Annotated in this window: 18 protein-coding genes; 7 read left to right on the forward strand and 11 right to left on the reverse strand. The window is 59.0% G+C overall.

Going from position 1 to position 18,456, the window contains the following annotated elements; all coding sequences use genetic code 11:
* Positions 1-10 precede the first annotated feature (10 nt).
* Entirely contained in the window at positions 11-1,816 is a 1,806-nt protein-coding gene (kefB, locus tag GNG26_RS20210) for a glutathione-regulated potassium-efflux system protein KefB (RefSeq protein WP_156239852.1), read from the reverse strand.
* Positions 1,816-2,370: a glutathione-regulated potassium-efflux system ancillary protein KefG gene (gene kefG / locus GNG26_RS20215; protein ID WP_103824844.1), complete on the reverse strand. Its 555-nt coding sequence runs from the start codon at positions 2,368-2,370 to the stop codon at positions 1,816-1,818. The genes kefB and kefG overlap by 1 nt, the downstream gene beginning before the upstream one ends.
* A 121-nt stretch (positions 2,371-2,491) precedes the next feature.
* On the opposite strand from kefG, the gene GNG26_RS20220 reads away from it, so the two are divergent.
* Both GNG26_RS20220 and GNG26_RS20225 read left to right on the forward strand, forming a co-directional pair.
* On the forward strand, positions 2,492-4,396 hold the full coding sequence (locus GNG26_RS20220; RefSeq protein ID WP_103824843.1) for an ABC transporter ATP-binding protein: 1,905 nt from the start codon (positions 2,492-2,494) through the stop codon (positions 4,394-4,396).
* Between the two features lie 13 nt (positions 4,397-4,409).
* Positions 4,410-5,348 (forward strand): LysR family transcriptional regulator, encoded by a 939-nt coding sequence (locus GNG26_RS20225; RefSeq protein WP_156239853.1) that lies wholly within the window; start codon positions 4,410-4,412, stop codon positions 5,346-5,348.
* Here the strand turns inward: GNG26_RS20225 and mdcH are convergent.
* From mdcH to mdcA, 8 genes are all read right to left on the reverse strand, one after another.
* Positions 5,338-6,237 (reverse strand): malonate decarboxylase subunit epsilon, encoded by a 900-nt coding sequence (gene mdcH, locus GNG26_RS20230; RefSeq protein ID WP_156239854.1) that lies wholly within the window; start codon positions 6,235-6,237, stop codon positions 5,338-5,340. The genes GNG26_RS20225 and mdcH overlap by 11 nt on opposite strands.
* On the reverse strand, positions 6,234-6,854 hold the full coding sequence (locus GNG26_RS20235; RefSeq protein WP_156239855.1) for a malonate decarboxylase holo-ACP synthase: 621 nt from the start codon (positions 6,852-6,854) through the stop codon (positions 6,234-6,236). Before GNG26_RS20235 ends, mdcH begins: the two co-directional genes overlap by 4 nt.
* Before the next feature lie 2 nt (positions 6,855-6,856).
* Entirely contained in the window at positions 6,857-7,816 is a 960-nt protein-coding gene (locus GNG26_RS20240) for an AEC family transporter (protein WP_103824839.1), read from the reverse strand.
* A 128-nt stretch (positions 7,817-7,944) separates the two neighbouring features.
* Positions 7,945-8,745: a biotin-independent malonate decarboxylase subunit gamma gene (mdcE, locus tag GNG26_RS20245; protein ID WP_156240215.1), complete on the reverse strand. Its 801-nt coding sequence runs from the start codon at positions 8,743-8,745 to the stop codon at positions 7,945-7,947.
* Positions 8,745-9,578 carry a biotin-independent malonate decarboxylase subunit beta gene (locus GNG26_RS20250; protein ID WP_103824838.1) on the reverse strand — a complete coding sequence of 278 codons (834 nt, stop codon included), beginning with the start codon at positions 9,576-9,578 and terminating at the stop codon, positions 8,745-8,747. Before GNG26_RS20250 ends, mdcE begins: the two co-directional genes overlap by 1 nt.
* The gene (gene mdcC / locus GNG26_RS20255; protein WP_103824837.1) at positions 9,571-9,870 is read right to left on the reverse strand and encodes a malonate decarboxylase acyl carrier protein; all 300 of its coding nucleotides are present in this window, start codon (positions 9,868-9,870) and stop codon (positions 9,571-9,573) included. Before mdcC ends, GNG26_RS20250 begins: the two co-directional genes overlap by 8 nt.
* Before the next feature lie 9 nt (positions 9,871-9,879).
* On the reverse strand, positions 9,880-10,737 hold the full coding sequence (locus GNG26_RS20260; RefSeq protein ID WP_156239856.1) for a triphosphoribosyl-dephospho-CoA synthase: 858 nt from the start codon (positions 10,735-10,737) through the stop codon (positions 9,880-9,882).
* The gene (mdcA, locus tag GNG26_RS20265; RefSeq protein ID WP_114316538.1) at positions 10,737-12,392 is read right to left on the reverse strand and encodes a malonate decarboxylase subunit alpha; all 1,656 of its coding nucleotides are present in this window, start codon (positions 12,390-12,392) and stop codon (positions 10,737-10,739) included. The genes GNG26_RS20260 and mdcA overlap by 1 nt, the downstream gene beginning before the upstream one ends.
* A 287-nt stretch (positions 12,393-12,679) precedes the next feature.
* Between mdcA and GNG26_RS20270 the strand changes: the two genes are divergently transcribed.
* From GNG26_RS20270 to GNG26_RS20280, 3 genes are read left to right on the forward strand one after another with little or no spacing between them, the layout of a single operon-like run.
* Positions 12,680-13,696 (forward strand): hydrolase, encoded by a 1,017-nt coding sequence (locus tag GNG26_RS20270; RefSeq protein WP_103824834.1) that lies wholly within the window; start codon positions 12,680-12,682, stop codon positions 13,694-13,696.
* Positions 13,697-13,698: 2 nt separating this feature from the next.
* Positions 13,699-13,917, forward strand: coding sequence for a YheU family protein (locus GNG26_RS20275; RefSeq protein WP_103824833.1), 219 nt, complete (start codon positions 13,699-13,701; stop codon positions 13,915-13,917).
* A gap of 30 nt (positions 13,918-13,947) precedes the next feature.
* Entirely contained in the window at positions 13,948-14,817 is an 870-nt protein-coding gene (locus GNG26_RS20280; protein WP_103824832.1) for a phosphoribulokinase, read from the forward strand.
* A 90-nt stretch (positions 14,818-14,907) separates the two neighbouring features.
* On the opposite strand, the gene GNG26_RS20285 is transcribed toward GNG26_RS20280, so the two are convergent.
* Positions 14,908-15,312, reverse strand: coding sequence for an OsmC family protein (locus GNG26_RS20285; protein ID WP_103824831.1), 405 nt, complete (start codon positions 15,310-15,312; stop codon positions 14,908-14,910).
* Between the two features lie 309 nt (positions 15,313-15,621).
* Between GNG26_RS20285 and crp the strand changes: the two genes are divergently transcribed.
* A complete protein-coding gene (crp, locus tag GNG26_RS20290; RefSeq protein ID WP_000242758.1) occupies positions 15,622-16,254 on the forward strand; it encodes a cAMP-activated global transcriptional regulator CRP in 633 nt (210 codons plus the stop codon).
* 57 nt (positions 16,255-16,311) lie between these two features.
* Entirely contained in the window at positions 16,312-18,399 is a 2,088-nt protein-coding gene (locus tag GNG26_RS20295) for a YccS/YhfK family putative transporter (protein ID WP_103824830.1), read from the forward strand.
* Positions 18,400-18,456: the final 57 nt, after the last annotated feature.

The following is an 18,456-nucleotide window of genomic DNA, read 5'->3' on the forward strand; positions in this document are numbered from 1 at the left end:
CTTTACCTCGTTATTCATATTCATCCCAGCCGTCCGGCTGCCGACGCTCCTGCTGCATCTCACGCTGGAAGATCTCTTCCAGCTCGCGACGCGCCTCCCGTACGCGGGAAATCTGCACCGTATCGGTGTGGACCGGCATCAACTCGCGCAGCATGCGCATATCAAGACGACGGAAATGTAACTGTGCGCGCTGGGCCTGATGAGGATGCATACCCAGCGTCACTAATGCTTTACGCCCCAGCTCCAGCGCACTGGAGAAGGTCTCGCGGGTAAAATACTTTACCCCAGCCTGAAGCAGCTCATGTGCCTCAACACGCCCTCGCGCCCGGGCCAGGATGTGCAGATGGGGAAAATGCTGCTGGCAGATCTCCACCAGCTTCAGGGTGTCTTCCGGATCATTACAGGTGATAACAATCGACTCCGCCGCCTCTGCGCCTGCGGAGCGCAGTAGTTCGACCTGTGTGGCATCGCCGTAATAGACCTTATAACCGTACTTGCGCATCAGGTTTACCGCGCTGATGTCGCGCTCAAGCACCGTCACGCGCATTTTATTTGCCATCAGCAGACGCCCGATCACCTGCCCAAACCGCCCGAAGCCCACCACTATCACCTGCGGTTTATCGTCCTCCACAAAGGGCGCTTCATGCTCATCTTCCGGGGCATTCATCCGGCGAGACAGCTGCTTATCGATAAGTTTCATGAGCAGCGGCGTGGTCATCATCGACAGCGTCACGGTCACTAACAGCAGCGCCATCTGGTCATCCTGAAACAATCTCTGGGACGATGCTGTGGAGAAGAGCACAAAAGCGAATTCGCCCCCCTGGCTCAGCACCCCGGCAAGCTGCGCCTTTTCCGCCTGACGCAGGCCGTAAACCCGCGCCAGCCCATACAGCACCGCCATTTTAACCGTGACCAGCACGGCAACGCTCATCACCACCCACAGGATATGGGTGTAGAGCACGCCGAGATTGAGCGCCATGCCGACAGAGATAAAGAACAGCCCTAACAGCAGCCCCTTAAAGGGATCGATGGCAATTTCCAGTTCATGCCGGTACTCACTCTCCGCCAGCAGCACACCCGCGATAAACGTACCGAGCGCCATCGACAGACCCAGCGCATCCATAAACAGGGCCGATCCCAGCACCAGCAGCAGCGTCGCGGCGGTAAACACCTCGCGTACGCCGGAGGCGGCAATAAACCGGAACACCGGGCGGAGCAGATAGCGCCCTCCCACCAGCATGCCGGCAAAGGCCAGCACCTTCATGCCGATCTTCATCCAGTCGAAATGTTCCTCGCCCGATCCTGCCAGCAGTGGAACCAGGGCCAGCGCGGGGATCACCGCCAGATCCTGAAACAAAAGGATCGAGAAGCCCAGCTGTCCCGCTTCGTTGCGGTTCATGCCCTTATCGCGCATCAGCTGTAACGCCATTGCCGTAGAGGACATCGCCAGACCAATCCCGCCAACCACCGCAGCCTGCCATGAGAAGTGGGTGAGCATCAGGAGTCCGCCGAGGATCACCGCGCTGCAAAACACCTGCGCGGCACCTACGCCAAAGATCGAGCGCCGTAGTTGCCAGAGCTTCGTCGGGTTGAGCTCAAGGCCGATAATAAACATCAGAAAGACGACGCCCAGCTCCGAGAAGTGCAGGATTTCGTCCACATCGCTGATGAATCCCAGCCCCCACGGGCCGATGGCGATGCCCGCCAGCAGATAGCCGAGCACCGCGCCAATCCCCAGACGCGAAGCCAACGGCACCGCCACCACGGCGGCGAACAGGAACAACACGCCTGCGAGTAAAAGATCTGAGCCTTCCATCAGTGACCTCCTGTCAGATTTGGCGCCGCCAGCCACTCACCGTACGCGCGGGCATGGCTGGTCAGCTCATCCTGATGCTGCCGACGAGCCCAGTAGATAATGATCGGACTCAGCCAGTGCATGCGGCACATGGCCGCCGTCAGCTCGAACGGGCGTAAGATCTCGTTCATCGAGTAGCGGTTAAGCCCATCGTGGCGATACGCACTCTCCGGCTCGCCGGTGGTAATGACGCTCCGCCAGGACTTTCCCGCCAGCTGGTTTCCTCCCACGCCACTGGCAAATCCACGGCTCAGCACGCGGTCCAGCCACTCTTTCAGCAGTGCCGGGCAGCTGTAGGTGTAAAGCGGATGCTGGAACACGATGACGTCGTGCTGGCGCAGCAGCTCCTGCTCATAGGGAATATCGATAAAAAAATCGGGGTAGTGCGCGTAAAGATCGTGCACTGTCACATTACTTAGCTGTAATGCCGGTTGTAGCAAAACCCGGTTAGCGACCGAGTCCTGAGACTCCGGATGGGCATACAGCAGCAGCACTTTGGCTGTCTGGGACATCATTCCTCTCCCGGGTCGTCATCACTGTTGTTTTGGGCTACCATGGCACACCCACGCGGCGCGTGGCGGCACATTTAACCTGATTATAATGACAACTTAACATAGTCGGAACATACGGCGCTCTATGATTGTTTTCTCCTCATTACAAATTCGTCGCGGCGTACGTGTCCTGCTGGACAACGCTACAGCCACCATTAACCCGGGCCAGAAAGTCGGCCTGGTGGGCAAAAACGGCTGCGGTAAATCCACGTTACTGTCATTGCTGAAAAACGAAATCAGTGCCGACGGGGGTAATTTTACCTACCCCGGCAACTGGCAGCTGGCCTGGGTAAACCAGGAGACGCCAGCCCTGAGCGTACCGGCGATGGATTATGTTATCGACGGCGATCGGGAATACCGCAAGCTGGAAGCGGAGCTGCATGCCGCCAACGAACGCAACGACGGCCATGCGATTGCCACCGTGCACGGCAAACTCGACGCCATTGATGCCTGGACTATTCGCTCCCGCGCCGCCAGCCTGTTGCACGGCCTGGGGTTCAGTAACGAGCAACTGGAACGCCCGGTCAGTGATTTCTCCGGCGGCTGGCGCATGCGCCTTAACCTGGCCCAGGCGCTGATCTGCCGCTCTGACCTGCTGCTGCTCGATGAACCGACCAACCACCTCGATCTCGATGCGGTGATCTGGCTGGAGAAGTGGCTGAAGAGCTATCAGGGCACGCTGATCCTGATCTCCCATGACCGTGACTTCCTTGACCCGGTGGTGGACAAAATTATTCATATCGAACAGGAAACGATGTTCGAGTACACCGGCAACTATAGCTCGTTTGAGCGCCAGCGCGCGGTACGTCTCTCCCAGCAGCAGGCGATGTACGAAAGCCAGCAGCAGCGCGTGGCGCACCTGCAGAGCTTTGTCGATCGCTTCAAGGCGAAGGCGTCAAAAGCCAAACAGGCCCAGAGCCGCATTAAGATGCTGGAACGCATGGAGATGATCGCCCCGGCGCACGTCGACAACCCGTTCCACTTTAGCTTCCGCGCGCCGGAAAGCCTGCCCAACCCACTGCTGAAAATGGAAAAAGTCAGCGCGGGCTATGGCGAGCGCATCATCCTGGATTCCATCAAACTCAACCTGGTGCCGGGTTCCCGTATCGGTCTGCTCGGGCGCAACGGCGCCGGTAAATCGACGCTGATTAAGCTGCTGGCGGGCGAGCTTGCGCCGGTACGTGGCGATATTGGTCTGGCAAAGGGCATTAAGCTGGGCTATTTCGCCCAGCATCAGCTGGAGTTTTTACGCGCGGACGAATCGCCACTACAGCACCTGGCGCGTCTGGCCCCGCAGGAGATGGAGCAGAAGCTGCGGGATTATCTGGGCGGCTTCGGCTTCCAGGGCGATAAAGTGACCGAGAATACTGAGCGCTTCTCCGGCGGCGAAAAAGCGCGCCTGGTGCTGGCCCTCATCGTCTGGCAGCGCCCGAATCTGCTACTGCTCGATGAACCGACTAACCACCTGGATCTCGACATGCGCCAGGCGCTGACCGAAGCGCTGATTGAGTTCGAAGGCGCGCTGGTTGTCGTTTCGCACGATCGTCACCTGATCCGCTCCACCACCGACGATCTCTACCTGGTGCACGACAGTAAAGTAGAGCCTTTCGACGGCGATCTGGAAGATTACCAGCAGTGGCTGACGGACGTGCAGAAGCAGGAAAACCAGCCGGAAGAGGCAGCGAAAGAGAACGCCAACAGCGCCCAGGCGCGTAAAGATCAGAAGCGCCGTGAAGCAGAGCTGCGCACTCAGACCCAGCCGCTGCGTAAAGAGATTACCCGTCTGGAAAAAGAGATGGAGAAGCTCAACGCCACGCTTGCCACCGTGGAAGAGAAGCTGGGCGACAGCGGCCTGTATGACCAGACGCGTAAAGCCGAGCTCACCGAGTGCCTGCAGGTGCAGGCCAAAACCAAATCCAGCCTTGAGGAGTGCGAAATGGCCTGGCTGGAGGCGCAGGAACAGCTCGAAGAGATGCTCCAGAGCGACTAACCCGGGAGGGGCGATGATACCTGACCTGACCAGCGAAATTACATTCCGCAAACTGAGCATCTTCATGACCTTCATGGAGACGGGCAATATCGCCCGTGCCGCTGAGGTGCTGAACCTCAGCGGGGTCAGCGTCCATCGTGCCCTGCACACCCTGGAAGAGAACGTCCGCTGCCCGCTGTTTACGCATAAAGGCCGTAATCTGATCGCCCTGCCCGCCGCCTGGACGCTGCTTGAGTACTGTCAGGAGGTGATGCAGGTGATGGGGCGCGGGCTGGAAGAGGCGCGTAAAACAGCCGGCGTCGGCCAGGGCCGTCTGCGGGTGGGGACGCTCTACTCTCTGACGCTTGAGACCGTTCCGCAGCTCATTATGGGCATGAAACTGCGCCGTCCGGATCTGGAGATGGATCTCACCATGGGATCCAACGACACCCTGCTGCATCTGCTGGATGAAGGCGCGCTCGATGCCATTCTCATCTCCATCTCGGAGAGTGAGATTGACCGCAACAACCTCGAAGTGCTGCCCCTGTTCCACGATGACATCTTTCTGGCCGCCCCCGCTTCGGCGCAGCTCAATACCAACGCGCTGGCGGACTTACGCGACTACAAAGACCAGAAGTTTGTCGCCCTGGCAGAGGGCTTCGCCACCTATGCCGGTTTCCAGGAAGCGTTTCATATCGCTGGTTTTGAGCCGGAAATCGTCACCCGGGTCAATGATATTTTTTCAATGCTGAGTCTGGTGCAGGCAGGTGTCGGCTTTACGCTGATGCCGGGCAGGATGAAAAAAGTGTATGAAAACTCGGTGCAGCTGTTAAAGCTGGCCCAGCCGTATCAAATGCAGCAGCTGATCGCCATCGTCTTTGCCCGCAACCGCGAGCAGGATCCGAGCCTGCGGGCGCTGGCGGCGGAAGGCCGCATGTACGCCCGCCGCCTTGAGCAGAACGCTACGCCTTAAGTCGCCGGGCGAGATGCACCGCGACATCCATGCCGCTCCTTTCCAGAGAGACCGACTCCCCTTCCCAGGCCGCCTGACGCGTCAGGCAGGTGAGCACGCCGCCGGGAGGCATCTCTATCACCAGCCGCGCTTCGCGTTCGTTAGCGGCAATCACCGCCTCCTGCCAGCGCACCGTCCGGGCCATGTTCATCGCCAGATCGTCGGCAATTTTCTCTGGCTGCCAGAGTACACGCCCGGTGCTGCCGCTAAGGTAGGCGCAGCGGGGACGAGAGAGCGTGACCCGGCTAAAGGCCTCAACCAGTTTTTGCGCCGGCTCGGCCAGCAGTTCGCAGTGCGACGGGACGCTCACCGCCAGACGACGGGCTTTGTTGGCCCCTTTCGCCAGCGCGCGCGCCGCCACTTCCGCCATCCCCTCGTCGGTTCCCGCAATCACAATCTGCGTCTCCGCGTTCAGGTTGGCAACGTAGGTGCCGGTACCTTCCATCAGGGTTTCTACCTGCGCAAGGGTTAACCCCATAATGGCTGTCAGGCCGTAACCGTGTGGATAAGCCTGCTCCATCAGATCGCCACGCAGGGCCACCAGCGTCAGGGCATCAGCAAAATCGAGCGCTCCGGAGAGCACAGCCGCAGGATACGCGCCGATAGAGAGGCCGCTGACGATATCCGGCGCCACGCCGCGACGCGCCAGTTCCCGCGCCCAGGCGACACCCGCGATCAGCAGCGAGAGCTGCACCGCGCGGGTATGCTGTAGCGCCGCCGGGGAGTCCAGCGCATCCACTTCACTGGCGCCCAGCACTTCACGCGCCTGCGCCAGCTCGGTTCCCGGCAGGTTTTGCAGCATACCAGGATGCTGCGTCCCCTGCCCCGGAAAGGTAAACAGGATCTTCATTGTTCCTCCCATGCCCAGGGGTTCGTCGTCATGCGCGGCCCCCGGTCGGTTTTCAGCAACGTTTTTCCATCACGTAGCCATTCGTTGAGCGCAAAGCCGCCCAGCGGCGTCTCAACCTGGGTATCGGCCCGGCAGAGCGCCCCCTCAAGCTGTGACTGCCAGCTGAGTAAATCCGTGCGGGAAAGCGGCTGCGGGGCGCGGATCAGCAGATCGAGATCGCTTGCGGCGTGGATCACCGCAATACCGGTCGCCAGCGCATAGCCGGTGCTGCCAGTAATGCCCCACGTCCAGGGCCAGGAGATGCGGGAAAGCTGTACGGCCACCTGAACCGGCGGCTGGGTGATAAATGGCGAGCGCAGCAGACTTTCTTCTGCGCTCAGCTGTTCGGGGGAGACCACGCGGGCAATCTGGTGAGGGTTAACCCAGCCCGCCGCCCGCTGCTCGCGCTTAAGGCCGCGTACCCCGACCGGAATACGCCCACTACCCTCAACATCACGCCGCACCACCACCGGCAACCCGGTATGCCAGGCTGCATCCACCCAGGGCTCCTGGATATCCTCCAGCGCATCCCGTGTGGTAAGCCAGATTAAGTCGTGCGGGCGTAATGTTGTGGTCATGATTACATTCCTGAAGTCAGCGAGATAAACAGCGGCAGCGACAGGATACACAGGACGGAGCTTAACAGCAGCACCGCTTCTGCATCCGGCGACTGCACGCCAAAGCGGTTACCAAACACCACGCCGAAGAAACCGGCGGACAGGGCGATCATCAGGATAGCGGTGATAGCCACAGAACCGTGCAGACCGAAGAGTAAAACGATACCCCACGCAATGGCTGGTTGAATCAGCAGCTTGGCGATCGTCGCGCTAATGACCATCGTGTTGATCTGCAGCTTACGGGCCGACAGGATCACCCCGGTCAGGAACAGCGCCGCAGCGGTGGCGGAGAGCCCCAGCGGTTTAATCGCCGCCAGAACCAGTTCCGGCATTTTGATACCGATGGCAGAGAGAATGACACCCAGCAGCGGGCCCATCACAATCGGTTTCTTAATGGAGCGCCACATCAGCACCGGCAGCATAGAGAGCGTTGAACCGGAGTTATTGCCCTCGGCGCGCGCTTTCTCACGTTCAAGGATCAGCAGACAGAACGGCGTCATCAGTACGGAGCCGCAGGCAATGGAGACCGCTACCGAGAGTGAGGTCGCCGGGCTTTCACCCAACACGCTGCCCAGAATCGGCAGGCCCAGTGCCGCATAGTTCGGCAGCGCCACGGTCAGCGTCAGCACGGCGGCATCCTGCGGGGACTTTTTAAAGACTTTCGTGGCGAGGAAGTAGATGGCCGCATAGGTGATCCACATCGCCAGAGTCAGAACCAGGATCAGCGGCGACTGGGCAATGATGCCTGTCCAGGAGGTTTGCACCGTGGCGCTGAACAGCGCGGCGGGCAGCGCAAAATCCATCACGAAGATATTAAGCAGAGAGACATTTTTGTTGTCCACCATTTTGGCTTTACCGGCCCAGAAGCCGAGCAGCATGATGACAAAAATGGGGGCAAGGGCATGAACAATCACATAAGTCATAAATCACCTGTAAAAAAGAAGTTTAAGCACTGACGCGATGGTTATTATTTTCAGGATGCAGGTTCCCACGCGGGCGCAACGGGTGCGCCCACGGGGCGTGCATCTGGCAGGTCTTTTATTTTTTGGTATTACCAGCAAGCTCGCATACGTTCGCGTACAAGAGCGGAGCTATGACGATTGTCGGCACCCAGACGGCTTTTCAGCGTCGGATCCCGGCGAGCGTCATCAATGGCCTGTTGCAATGTGGTTTTCACCAGCGCCAGATCGATGGATGAAGGTGCGTCCGGATTGCTGATATCCAGCAGGTTCTCCAGCAGCCCCAGGGTAGCGTAGTTACTGATGTCATACGCCATCGGCGGTATGGTTGCCGCCAGTTTTTCCAGCGCCTCAACGGTACGCAGCGTGATACGGGCAGCAGACTCTTTGCCCATCGCGTGGATCAGCACGCCCTTGTCGTTGAAGGCGATCAGTCGGTTGGCCTGATAGCCGTGGGCCAGAAACGCCCCGGACATCGCTTTTCCGACGATCAGACCAATCACCGGATGGCCCGCCAGACGGGCGTTAGCATAGGCCGCAGCAGCACCGGCCAGCGCCTGATGAATACCAAAGCCCTCTTCACGGCGACCATAGGCCTGGCTCGGCACATCAATTACCGCCACAATCGGGCGCTTAACCGCTTTGTCAGCATCGGCCGTGACGGTTTCACTCACCACTTTGGCCAGGGTCCAGCCTTCCAGCAGACCCACTTCGCCTTTCGCCGCACGCGGGTAGTGGTTGTTTGCATCCGGCACCACCGCCACAAAGCGTACCGCTTCGCCATTCAGCTCGCCGTCCGCCGCCTGAACCGACGGGCAGAGCCCTTCCAGACGACGGGCATTCGGCGCAAGGGTTTCCAGCCAGAGTTCACCACGGCTAATTGAAGTACTCATCATTTCACCTCCCGGGCAAAGAGCGCGTGAATCTGTTCGGTATCCGCCTGTTTGCGGGTGTCGAAGTGACTCAGACGTTCAAGATACCAGTCATAGTTGTCGGTGCGGTGTTTTGCCGGCACGCCTTTCGCAATCGCGTCGTTCATCGCCGCTTTCACCGCGTTCACGCCGTCGCCCACCAGGGCATCCACCAGCCCGCTTTGATAGCGAATTTCGCCCCCGGTCATGCTCCAGATAAACGGACGGTCGCGGGAGTCATACTCTTCAATGCCCGCCTCCTGCTCGATAACCTGCGGGCCGTTCAGGCCGAGACGCGCTTCGCGGGTCACAATCAGATAGCTGCACAGCGCTGCGGCAATGGACATCCCGCCGAAGCAACCAACGGTACCGGCGACAATGCCGATGACCGGGGTATAGCGACGCAGATCGACGATGGCCGCGTGGATATCGGCAATCGCCGCCAGGCCAAGGTTAGCCTCCTGCAGACGTACGCCGCCGGTTTCGAGGCTCAGTACCGCCTGGGTTGGAATGCCGTTACGGTTATCTTCCGCCGCCAGCTCCAGCGCGGCCGCCATTTTGGCGCCGGAGACTTCGCCCATACTGCCGCCCTGGAACGCGCCTTCGATCGCCACGACCACGGCAGGTTTACCGTTGATGGTGCCTTTTGCCACCACCATGCCGTCATCGGCCTGCGGCACAATGCCCTGCGGCCCCAGCCACGGAGAGATAATCCCTTCAAACGGATCCAGCAGTTCGCGATAGCTGCCCTCGTCGAGCAGCGCCTGCGCACGCTGGCGCGCTTTCAATTCAATAAAGCTGCTGTCATCACGCATGGCTCACCCCCTCAAAGACCTGTTCGATACGAATGCGCGCCACGCCCGGCGTTGCGCCAAAGTCGTGAATGGTTAGCTTGCCAGCCGGCAGGCTGCTGACGGTTTGCAGTCTGTTAAACAGCGCGTCCCAGCGGCCACGGCTGTTATCGACGGAGGTAGTGATCTCGACTGTTAATGTCTGGCCCTGGTCGGCGGTAAATAACACCTCCATATCCCCGGAGCCCACAACGCCTGCCAGCGCTTTGCCGTTCAGGGCACGGCTGGCGGGCAGTGTTAATGTGATTTTTTCCATAACATCCTCTTAATTCGCTAAATAAGGCGTCTCTATGCGGTCAAGGAACAGCGTGGCGGCCAGCAGGTCGGCCGCGCCGCCCGGTGAGGCATTGAGCAAGAGCATCTGTTTGTCTAATACTGCGAGCGCACGTTGCCCCTCAGGCTGTGCGGTGCCGCCGGCGGATAATACCGCCCGGGCCCCGTGCTGCATGGCGTCTAACCCCTCCATTCCGGCGCGGGAAAGCACGCAGGTATCGGTTAATGAGGTCATGATCGCCATCAGCGCATCGAGCCGGGCATGGGCTTCGCTACTGCCGTTAAGACGGCTCAGGCGAAGCTGCGGCAACGCCCGCTGCATAATGTGCGGAAACGCCTGCTGCGCCTCTTCGCGCGCGCCCGGCACCCGATAACGGTGGGTGGCGCGCAGCCCTTTGCTGAACACTTTCGGCGCGGCGTCATCCGGCAGTTTCGCCAGCTGCGCGGCGGTGTCGGCGACCGACTGCGCTGTTGCGCTGCCGCCATGCATCGCCACGGCGCTGACTAACAATCCCAGCGCCCAGATAGCGCCACGGTGGGTATTCACCCCGCCGGTGGCAGCCATCATCTGCTGCTCGCCTTCGCGCCCCAGCCGACCCACGGTCTGCCGTAGCGCGATATCGGCCGGACGCTGCCAGCTTTGCAGCGCCAGCGCCTGAAACGTAGGGGTCAGGCTGTGCGCCGAACGCTCCATCAGCGCGAGCGAAAGATCGTGGTGCGCGCCGTTCCCCCGACTGTCCACCAGACCGGGTTTCGGGCTAAGTCGCGCTTCGTCAATGAGACACTGCGTGGCGGTTCGCGCCAGCCATTCGGCACCGCCTTCAACCTGGATCCGGGGCAGAAGTTTCATTACCAGCTCCGGAATTTCGCAGGTGGGTTGTAGAGACCGCCGGACCATTCAACCAGGTCAGAGACGCTGCCCGCCGCCAGCAGCGAGCGGGTGGCGTCGGTGCGGCGAATGCCCATATCTTCCGGGTAGAGCACTTTGCCGCTCTGGCGCAGCTCGGCGACGCGTTTAGCGTCCACACCCAGGCCGATATCGGTGATACCTGCGACCGCAGCGACCATGGCGCGACGCTCTTCCAGATCTTTCGCCCGGTAGAGGTAAGCAATCCCCTCTTCCGTCAGCACGTGGGTGACGTCATCGCCGTAGATCATGACCGGTGCCAGCGGCATACCGGAGGCTTTCGCCACATCAACCGCATCGAGTTTTTCGACGAAGGTCGGCTTCACGCCCGCCTGGAAGGTTTCGACCATCTGCACGACCAGTTTCTTACCGCGCTGCATCGGGTCGGGCTCGGTGATCATGTTCAGCCAGGCCGGGGTGGCATGACGACGACCGTGCGGGTCATGGCCCATGTTAGGCGCGCCGCCGAAGCCGGAAAGACGGCCGCGGGTCACGGTAGAGGAGTTGGCGTAACCATCCACCTGCAGGGTTGAGCCGATAAACATATCGACCGCGTACTGGCCTGCCAGCTGACAGAAGGCGCGGTTAGAGCGCATGGAGCCATCGGCACCGGTAAAGAAGATATCCGGACGGGCACGAATGTACTCTTCCATCCCCAGCTCACCGCCGAAGCAGTGCACGCTCTCCACCCAGCCGCTCTCAATCGCCGGGATCAGCGTCGGATGCGGGTTCAGGGTCCAGTGTTTACAGATTTTGCCTTTGAGTCCGAGCTGTTCGCCGTAAGTAGGCAGCAGCAGCTCAATCGCCGCGGTGTTGAAGCCAATCCCGTGGTTCAGGGACTGCACCTGGTGTTCCGCATAAATACCCTTGATGGCCATCATCGCCATCAGGATATGTTCCTGTTTGATCAGGCGCGGGTCGCGGGTGAAGAGCGGTTCAATGAAGAACGGCTTGTCGGCGACGACCACGAAATCAATCCAGGAGCCGGGGATATCCACGCGCGGCAGGTCACACTCGTCGTCCACCAGTTCGTTCACCTGGGCGATGACAATGCCGTCGTGGAAGGCAGCGGCTTCTACCAGCGCCGGGGTATCCTCGGTGCTGGCACCGGTGTAGAGATTACCTTTACGGTCCGCTTTAAACCCGGCAATCAGCGCCACGTTCGGCGACAGGTCGACATAGAGGCGGGAGTAGAGTTCGATGTAGGTATGGATCGCACCGATCTCCAGCTGTCCATCCTCCAGCAGCTGCGAAATACGCAGGCTCTGGGTACCGGAGAAGGAGAAGTCGAGCTTGCGGGCGATGCCTTTTTCAAAGATATCCAGGTGTTCACTGCGGCCCACGCTCGGCATAATCATATGCAGATCGTGAACGACCTGAGGGTTCACCTCGGCCAGCGAGCGGGAAAGGAAATCCGCCTGCTTCTGGTTGTTCCCTTCCAGTACGACTTTGTCGCCTGGGGCGATCAGTTTTTCCAGCATAGCGACGAGGTCGCCTGTTGGCAGTACCTTGCCCTGCACCGGGACGGAAGCCAGGCGGCGCGCTTTTTCAGTGCGACGCGTGTTCCAGTTCCGGGCTGGCGTTTGCCCTGATAACATTGTTAACCTCCTGATTCAGCACATCTTTAGATTTGCTTAACGTTGAGTTAAGTGTGCGCTCTGGTGATAAAGTCATCAATTAAGCCTGGAACAGAATCGTTAGCCTGAGAGTAATAAAGAAGGCACCGAATTGTGATCGGGATCATTTGACGTTGTTAAACAACAGGCTACGGGCTAAATAAGGGCGCTGTGAGGAGAGGCGATCGCGCAATCGCGTGGCTTTTTATAAACAGGAGCCGATTCGGAAGGTATAGTGAACGATTGAGAAGAATTAACATCACACCGTTATGACGCAGACAATCCCATCTGAATTTAACTTTACGCCCGACGAGAGCGCGACCTTTGTCCCCATGCGGGGCCTGTCGAACCGCCATCTGCAAACCATGCTGCCGCGTCTCATCCGCCGTAAAGTGCTTTTTACCCCCGTCTGGCAGCGACTCGACCTGCCGGATGATGACTTTGTGGATCTGGCATGGAGTGAAGATCCCTCTAAGGCACAGCACAAACCCCGGCTGGTGGTCTTTCATGGTCTGGAGGGCAGCCTGCACAGCCCCTATGCTCACGGCCTGATTCAGGCGGCAAAAGCGCGCGGCTGGCTGGGCGTGGTGATGCATTTCAGAGGCTGTAGCGGCGAACCCAATCGCCAGAAACGCATCTATCACTCCGGCGAAACAGAGGATGGCACATGGTTCCTGCGCTGGCTGGCGGAGACCCACGGCCCGGCCCCCACCGCTGCGGTGGGCTATTCGCTGGGGGGAAACATGCTCGCCTGCCTGCTGGCGAAAGAGGGGGACACGATCCCGCTGGATGCCGCCGTCATCGTCTCTGCCCCGTTTATGCTGGAACAGTGCAGCTATCATATGGATAAGGGCTTTTCGCGCGTGTATCAGCGCTACCTGCTTAACCTGCTGAAAGGCAACGCCTCACGCAAACTAAAGGCCTATCCGGGCTCGCTGCCGATAAACCTTGAGCAGCTCAAGCGCATGCGGCGCATTCGTGAATTTGACGATCTGATCACCGCGAAAATTCACGGTTTTGCCGATGCGATTGACTACTATCGTCAGTGCAGCGCCATGCCATTGCTGAATCAAATCACCCGGCCTACGCTGATCATTCATGCGAAAGACGATCCGTTTATGGATCATCATTCGATTCCGGCGCCGGAACATTTACCGGCAAACGTACAGTATCAGCTGACTGAACATGGCGGACACGTGGGCTTTATCAGCGGAACGCTGCGCCGACCGCAGATGTGGCTGGAGACACGTATCCCGGACTGGCTGACCCCCTATCTGGAAAAATAAACATGATTATTCCCTGGCAAGATCTGGCTCCCGAAACGCTGGATAATCTGATTGAAAGCTTTGTGTTACGCGAAGGCACCGATTATGGTGAAGAGGAACGTTCGCTTGAGCAGAAGGTCGCTGACGTCAGGCGGCAGCTGCAAAGCGGTGAGGTGCTGGTCGTATGGTCCGAGTTGCACGAAACCGTCAACATCATGCCTCGCAATCAATTTCGCGGTTAACCGCGACATCTTTCCACTCAGGGAGTTGCTATGTCCGCCAGACATCCGGTTATCGCCGTCACAGGATCGAGTGGTGCGGGTACCACCACCACCAGCCTCGCCTTTCGTAAGATCTTCTCGCAACTGCATCTGCGTGCCGCGGAAGTGGAAGGCGACAGCTTTCACCGCTACACCCGCCCTGAGATGGATATGGCCATCCGCAAGGCCCGTGATTTAGGCAAACATATCAGCTACTTTGGCCCCGACGCTAACGACTTTGGCCTGCTGGAGCAGACCTTCGCAGAGTACGGTCGAAGCGGCACCGGCCAGTCGCGCAAATACCTGCATACCTATGATGAAGCGGTACCCTGGAACCAGGTTCCGGGCACTTTCACTCCCTGGCAGCCGCTGCCAGAACCCACGGATGTGCTGTTTTATGAAGGTCTGCACGGCGGGGTCGTTACGCCGCACCATGACGTGGCGCGCCATGTCGATCTGCTGGTGGGCGTCGTACCCATTGTAAACCTGGAGTGGATCCAGAAGCTGACGCGGGATACCAGCGAGCGCGGCCATTCCCGCGAGGCAGTGATGGATTCGGTGGTTCGCTCCATGGAGGATTACATCAACTTCCTGACGCCGCAGTTTTCCCGCACCCATATTAACTTCCAGCGCGTCCCGACCGTGGACACCTCTAACCCCTTTGCCGCTAAAGGCATCCCGTCGCTGGATGAGAGCTTTGTGGTGATCCATTTCCGTAATCTGGACAATATCGATTACCCCTGGCTGCTGGCGATGCTGCAGGGTTCGTTTATTTCGCACATCAATACGCTGGTGGTGCCGGGCGGGAAGATGGGGCTGGCGATGGAGTTAATCATGACGCCGCTGGTGCAGCGGTTAATGGAAGGGAAGAAGATCGATTGAGGCTTGTTGCCCGGTGGCGCTACGCTTACCGGGCCTACAAGGTTCTGTAGGCCGGGCAAACGAAGTGCCGCCCGGCGTTTGATCCAGGCCTTACGCCTCGATCACTTCATACGAATGGGTAATATTGACCGCTTTCTCCAGCATCAGCGCCACGGAGCAGTACTTCTCCGCAGAGAGATCCACCGCGCGGGAGACCGCAGCGTCTTTCAGCGCTTTGCCGGTCACCACGAAATGCAGGTTGATATGGGTGAAGAGACGCGGTGCTTCATCCCGACGTTCTGAGGTCAGTTTCACTTCGCAGTCGGTCACATCGTGACGCCCTTTTTGCAGAATCGACACCACGTCGATAGCGCTGCATCCGCCCGCCGCCATCAGAACCACTTCCATCGGGCTGGGTGCTTTATCACCGGAGTTGCCATCCATCAGAATCTGATGCCCCGACGCGGACTCACCGAGAAACGTTAAACCTTCAACCCATTTCACACGTGCTTGCATTTTAACTCACTCCAGGATTGCATTTTTCTTGTCAGATTACGCGCCAGTAACAATTCTGGCAACGGAAGTCGACCTGCATCAAGCTGAAGCGAGACACCAGGAGACACGCGGCAAAAGCTATGCTAAAACAGTCGAGATGCTACAGTAATACATTGACGTTGCACATGTATGCAGAGGACATCACACATTACAGGCTGCTAATCATTGTGACAGCCAGACCCCAGGCAGGGGAAAGAATACGATTGCAACCCCAGAGTACAGGTACAGAGCCAGACTCTGGAGCCAGCTTATAACAGAGGATAACAGCGCATGGTGCTTGGCAAACCGCAAACAGACCCGACTCTCGAATGGTTCTTGTCTCATTGCCACATTCATAAGTACCCATCGAAGAGCACGCTGATTCACCAGGGTGAAAAAGCGGAAACGTTGTATTACATCGTCAAAGGCTCAGTGGCAGTGCTGATCAAAGATGAAGAAGGCAAAGAGATGATCCTCTCTTACCTGAATCAGGGAGACTTTATCGGTGAACTGGGCCTGTTTGAAGAAGGTCAGGAGCGTAGCGCCTGGGTCCGTGCGAAAACCGCGTGTGAAGTGGCTGAGATCTCTTATAAAAAGTTTCGCCAGCTGATCCAGGTTAACCCGGATATCCTGATGCGCCTCTCTTCGCAGATGGCTCGCCGTCTGCAGGTTACTTCCGAGAAAGTGGGCAACCTCGCCTTCCTGGACGTAACGGGCCGTATCGCTCAGACGCTGCTGAACCTGGCGAAACAGCCAGACGCCATGACCCATCCGGACGGTATGCAAATTAAAATTACCCGTCAGGAAATCGGTCAGATCGTCGGTTGTTCCCGTGAGACAGTGGGCCGTATTTTGAAAATGCTGGAAGATCAGAACCTGATTTCCGCCCACGGTAAAACCATCGTGGTTTACGGAACACGTTAATTCCGCTCAAACGGCGTGGCATCGCACGATGACACGCCGTTTTTGTCTCTCTCACCCATGTGGCGCAGGCTTATTTACCACCCGGAAGTTAACTACGCACTGCGGCAAACCCTGGTGCTGTGTCTCCCTGTGGCTGTGGGTTTAGTTCTCGGTTATCTGCAATACGGCCTTCTGTTTTCTCTCGTTCCCGCCTGCTGCAACATTGCGGGTCTCGACACGCCCCATAAACGTTTTTTTAAACGCCTGATGATTGGCGGCTGCCTGTTTGCCGGCTGTAGCCTTGCCGTGCAGCTGCTGCTGGCGCGCGATATTCCGCTGCCCCTCATTCTGACCGCCCTGGCGATGACGCTGGGGGTCACGGCGGAGATCAGCGCCCTGCACGCCCGCCTGCTGCCCGCCTCGCTGATTGCGGCCATCTTTACCCTCAGCCTGGCGGGGAATATGCCGATCTGGGCGCCGCTGCTGATCTACGCTCTGGGGACACTCTGGTACGGGCTGTTTAACTGGTTCTGGTTCTGGCTGTGGCGGGAGCAGCCGCTGCGTGAATCCCTGAGCGTGCTCTACCGCCAGCTGGCCGATTACTGCGAAGCGAAATACACCCTGCTGACCCAGCATACCGACCCGGAAAAATCGCTGCCGCCGCTGCTGGCACGCCAGCAGAAGGTGGTGGACCTGATTAGTCAGTGCTACCAGCAGTTGCATATGCTGGCGGCGAACAGGAATCATGAATACAAACGCCTGCTGCGTACCTTCCAGGTGGGGCTGGATCTGCAGGAGCATATTTCCGTCAGCCTGCATCATCCGCAGGAGGTGCAAAAGCTGGTGGAGCGCAGCCACGCCGAAGCGGTGATCCGCTGGAACGCACAGACCGTCGCCGCCCGACTGCGGGTGCTGGCTGACGACATTCTCTATCATCGCTACCCCACCCGTTTCACCATGGACAAGCAGCTCGGCGCGCTGGAGAAGATCGCCCGTCAGCATCCGGATAACCCGGTGGGCCAGTTCTGCGCCTGGCACTTCAGCCGTATTGCCCGGGTGCTACGCACCCAGCGCCCGCTCTACCCCCGCGACCTGATGGCAGACAAGCAGAAACGCCTGCCGCTGATCCCCGCCCTGAGAAGCTATCTGTCGCTGAAGTCTGCCGCCCTGCGCAATGCTGCCCGCATCAGCGTGATGCTGAGTATCGCCAGCCTAATGGGGATGGCGCTGCATCTGCCTAAGCCTTACTGGATCTTAATGACTGTGCTGCTGGTGACGCAAAACGGCTACAGCGCCACGCGGGTGCGCATCCTCCACCGGGCGGGCGGCACAATGGCGGGGCTGATTATTGCGGGGATCACCCTGCACTTACACGTCCCGGAAGGCTATACCCTGGCCGGGATGCTGTTGGTGACGCTGGTAAGCTACCTGATTATTCGCAAGAGCTACGGCTGGGCAACGGTGGGCTTTACGCTGACCGCGGTATACAGCCTGCAACTGATTACGCTCAATGGTGAGCAGTTTATTATCGCCCGGCTGGCGGATACGCTGATTGGCTGCCTGATTGCCTTTGGCGGCATGGTCTGGCTGTGGCCGCAGTGGCAGAGCGGATTGCTGCGGCAGAACGCTCACGACGCGCTGGAGGCCGATCAGGAAGCCATCCGCCTGATCCTCAGCGACGATCCGCAACCCACGCCGCTGGCCTGGCAGCGCATGAAGGTCAATCAGGCGCACAATGCGCTGTTCAACTCCCTCAATCAGGCGATGCAGGAGCCGGGCTTCAATTCGGCGTATCTGGCGGATATGAAACTCTGGGTGACGCACAGCCAGTTTATCGTCGAGCATATCAACGCAATGACGACCCTGGCGCGGGAGCATACGATGCTAACGCCAGACCTGGCGCAGCGTTATTTGCAGTCGTGTGAAATCGCCCTTCAGCGCTGTCAGCAGCGTCTGGAGTATGACGAGCCGGGTGAGAGTGGGGACAGCAATATTCTGGAAGCGCCAGAGACCCTGACGCAAGGCCCCATGAGTACGCTGGAACAACATCTGCAGCGCACCCTGGGCCATCTGAATACCATGCACACCATTTCGTCGGTGGCGTGGCGCCAGCGTCCGCATCATGGCATCTGGTTGATACGGCGGCTGAAACGCACACCGTATTAAATGGCGGGTGGCGCTGCGCTTACCCGGCCTACGGTCTTGTAGGCCCGTGCAAGCGTA

The organism is Leclercia sp. J807, from assembly GCF_009734465.1.
Taxonomy (GTDB): domain Bacteria; phylum Pseudomonadota; class Gammaproteobacteria; order Enterobacterales; family Enterobacteriaceae; genus Enterobacter.

Bases quoted from the DNA above. Each gene is read 5' to 3' on its own strand.
- mdcC (WP_103824837.1), bottom strand. From the start codon at position 9,870: ATGGAAAAAATCACATTAACACTGCCCGCCAGCCGTGCCCTGAACGGC.
- GNG26_RS20225 (WP_156239853.1), top strand. From the start codon at position 4,410: ATGATACCTGACCTGACCAGCGAAATTACATTCCGCAAACTGAGCATC.
- GNG26_RS20250 (WP_103824838.1), bottom strand. From the start codon at position 9,578: ATGCGTGATGACAGCAGCTTTATTGAATTGAAAGCGCGCCAGCGTGCG.
- GNG26_RS20275 (WP_103824833.1), top strand. From the start codon at position 13,699: ATGATTATTCCCTGGCAAGATCTGGCTCCCGAAACGCTGGATAATCTG.
- GNG26_RS20235 (WP_156239855.1), bottom strand. From the start codon at position 6,854: ATGACCACAACATTACGCCCGCACGACTTAATCTGGCTTACCACACGG.
- GNG26_RS20260 (WP_156239856.1), bottom strand. From the start codon at position 10,737: ATGAAACTTCTGCCCCGGATCCAGGTTGAAGGCGGTGCCGAATGGCTG.
- GNG26_RS20270 (WP_103824834.1), top strand. From the start codon at position 12,680: ATGACGCAGACAATCCCATCTGAATTTAACTTTACGCCCGACGAGAGC.
- kefG (WP_103824844.1), bottom strand. From the start codon at position 2,370: ATGATGTCCCAGACAGCCAAAGTGCTGCTGCTGTATGCCCATCCGGAG.
- crp (WP_000242758.1), top strand. From the start codon at position 15,622: ATGGTGCTTGGCAAACCGCAAACAGACCCGACTCTCGAATGGTTCTTG.
- kefB (WP_156239852.1), bottom strand. From the start codon at position 1,816: ATGGAAGGCTCAGATCTTTTACTCGCAGGCGTGTTGTTCCTGTTCGCC.
- GNG26_RS20240 (WP_103824839.1), bottom strand. From the start codon at position 7,816: ATGACTTATGTGATTGTTCATGCCCTTGCCCCCATTTTTGTCATCATG.
- GNG26_RS20220 (WP_103824843.1), top strand. From the start codon at position 2,492: ATGATTGTTTTCTCCTCATTACAAATTCGTCGCGGCGTACGTGTCCTG.
- GNG26_RS20285 (WP_103824831.1), bottom strand. From the start codon at position 15,312: ATGCAAGCACGTGTGAAATGGGTTGAAGGTTTAACGTTTCTCGGTGAG.
- GNG26_RS20280 (WP_103824832.1), top strand. From the start codon at position 13,948: ATGTCCGCCAGACATCCGGTTATCGCCGTCACAGGATCGAGTGGTGCG.
- mdcH (WP_156239854.1), bottom strand. From the start codon at position 6,237: ATGAAGATCCTGTTTACCTTTCCGGGGCAGGGGACGCAGCATCCTGGT.
- GNG26_RS20295 (WP_103824830.1), top strand. From the start codon at position 16,312: ATGTGGCGCAGGCTTATTTACCACCCGGAAGTTAACTACGCACTGCGG.
- mdcA (WP_114316538.1), bottom strand. From the start codon at position 12,392: ATGTTATCAGGGCAAACGCCAGCCCGGAACTGGAACACGCGTCGCACT.
- mdcE (WP_156240215.1), bottom strand. From the start codon at position 8,745: ATGAGTACTTCAATTAGCCGTGGTGAACTCTGGCTGGAAACCCTTGCG.